The sequence below is a fragment of the Geosporobacter subterraneus DSM 17957 genome, assembly GCF_900142145.1.
GTDB lineage: Bacteria > Bacillota > Clostridia > Peptostreptococcales > Thermotaleaceae > Geosporobacter > Geosporobacter subterraneus.
The window spans coordinates 1-2,109 of the sequence record NZ_FQZV01000106.1 but is presented as its reverse complement, the minus strand read 5'-3'; the positions used below and the strand labels follow the sequence as shown (position 1 = coordinate 2,109).

At 38.9% G+C, this 2,109-nt stretch carries 2 protein-coding genes; both read right to left on the bottom strand.

Features of this window, described 5'->3' with window-relative positions:
* Nucleotides 1-187: 187 nt before the first annotated feature.
* Nucleotides 188-1,810, bottom strand: coding sequence for an IS66 family transposase (gene tnpC, locus BUB56_RS19110; RefSeq protein WP_110942828.1), 1,623 nt, complete (start codon nucleotides 1,808-1,810; stop codon nucleotides 188-190).
* A 73-nt stretch (nucleotides 1,811-1,883) separates the two neighbouring features.
* A partial coding sequence (gene tnpB, locus BUB56_RS19105; protein WP_110942827.1) for an IS66 family insertion sequence element accessory protein TnpB occupies nucleotides 1,884-2,109 on the bottom strand: 226 nt, incomplete at its 5' end.

Here is a 2,109-nt window from a genome sequence, read left to right as displayed (position 1 = left end):
TATTTTTCTCACACCAGGCTTTCTGAGTAAGATTACTGGCCCTAAAGTCCTTTACACGATTAATCCAAATTTCTCTGTTTTCATTTAGTTTCATAGTAAGCGTAAATCCCAGTACACATAGCCATGGATTGAAAGGCACAATATAATGAAGAAGACCGTTCCCTCAATATTGGAAACGATCTCTCATCTAATTGTTCTCGTCTATAGATTCGGTTTTTCTCCTGATTTCTTCAGGCAGAGATTCTGACCATGGCAAACAAGCATCCAATGCATCATAATCATCCAGATTAATGTTTGGAAGCTTTTCAAACAGGTAGTTTAAGTAATAAAACGGCTTTAAACCGTTGGCTTTTGCAGTTTCGATGATGCTAAAAGCAATACCACTGGCAGTAGCCCCTTTAGGGGACTTTGCAAACAAGAAGTTTTTTCTCGCTAAAACAAAGGGTTTGATCCCACGCTCTGCCAAATTGTTATCGCAGCTTAAGCGGCCATCTTCAAGAAACTGAATAAGCTTATCCCATTGTTTTAGGGAATATTTAATGGCTTCGCCAAGCTTACTCTTAGGAAGCGTTCGTTTGCTTTCGGTTTCTAGCCATAGATGAAGGTCATCTAGAACTGGTTTTACCTTTTCTAAGCGTAGAGTGTAGCGCCCCTCAGAGGAAATCTCTTTAAAATCACGCTCATAAGCGTAGATCTTTGAGAAGAACTGTTCACCTTCATGGGCCTTTGTTCTTGTGGCAGTGGCATCCTCCGTAAGGGCTTTAAGGGCATCTGTAAAGTATCTTCTGGCATGTGCAAGGCAGCCAAGATTTTTTACATTCGAAACGCTGTTATACCCTTGGTATCCATCGGTTTGAAGATAACCACTAAAGCCTTCTAAAAACTCCTTCGGATGCTTTTGTGAACGTGATTTTTGATAATCATAAAGATAAATTCTGTGATTACTACGTTCTCCAGTCGCATAAAGCCACATGTAATTGTTTTTATTGTCCTTTTCGTCCAGACAATTTAGAACCGTTTCATCAGCGTGAACAATGTCTTCTTTAATGAGGTAATCGCACATCCGAAGAAACAGTGGTTTTAGCCACTGCTCTGAGCCTTTAACGACCCATGATGCCATGTTTTGTCTAGAAATATCGATACCAAAATCCACAAAGGATTGCTCTTGTCTGTAAAGGGGCATCATCTTGTTAAATTTCATATCTAGAATAGTGGCAAGTAAAGAAGGGCTAACCATGGAGCCAGGAAGAACTGGTTTTGGCATGGGAGCAGTAATAATCGAACCTTCTGTCCCTTCACTTTCCATAGAGTCACAATGCCTACAAGCATAAACCTGACGTTTGTGATGAACCACCTTTACTGTAGGTGGAATAACCTTAAGCTCTTTTCTTACAACGACCTTCATCTCATGAAGCTCGTGAAGCTCGTGATTACAGCTAGGGCAAGTTTGTTCCTCTTCAGGAAGGGTGTAGTAAACTTCTTCTACTTCTAAATCTTTATAAGACCTACGACTTTTCGTAGCAGATTTCTTTCTTTTGTAGGTAATCTCTTCAATATCAGGTTCAACACATTCTTTTGCAGACTCCTTTTCTGCCTCGTTGAAGATACTGATTTGACCATCTGCAACACTGTCGCTGGAAGAGCCATATTTTTTAGCTTGAGCAAGTTTAAATTGTTCTTCGTAGTATTTGAGTTTTGCTTTAAGTTCTTCATTTTCTTGCTTAAGCAGCTCAATTTCTTGCTCGACTTTATTTAGATTGTCATTAGTGTTTTCGTTAGCTTTAAAGCTAGTATTTTCAATAGTTTTCATATGTCTATTATATCATTTTTGAGCATACAAAAAAAGTCCTAAAACACTGATTTTCAATGTTTTTAAGACTTTTTTAGATAATTTGTCTCTCTTGAACTGGCTTGTGGGCTGCACGTTCTCTAATGGTCAGACCATCTAAAAGCCATCTGAATGAACGTTCATCTATGGCTACATGGGTACCTCGAATTTCATCGGGCCATCTGAATTTATCTTTTTCCAGCCGTTTATAGTGGAGCCAAAAACCACTGGTATCCCACTCTAGAATTTTAATCTTATCTCTTCTACGATTGCAAAAGACA

What these genes read in the sequence shown, in the direction of transcription:
- tnpC (WP_110942828.1), bottom strand. Translation starts at nt 1,810, where the DNA reads ATGAAAACTATTGAAAATACTAGCTTTAAAGCTAACGAAAACACTAAT.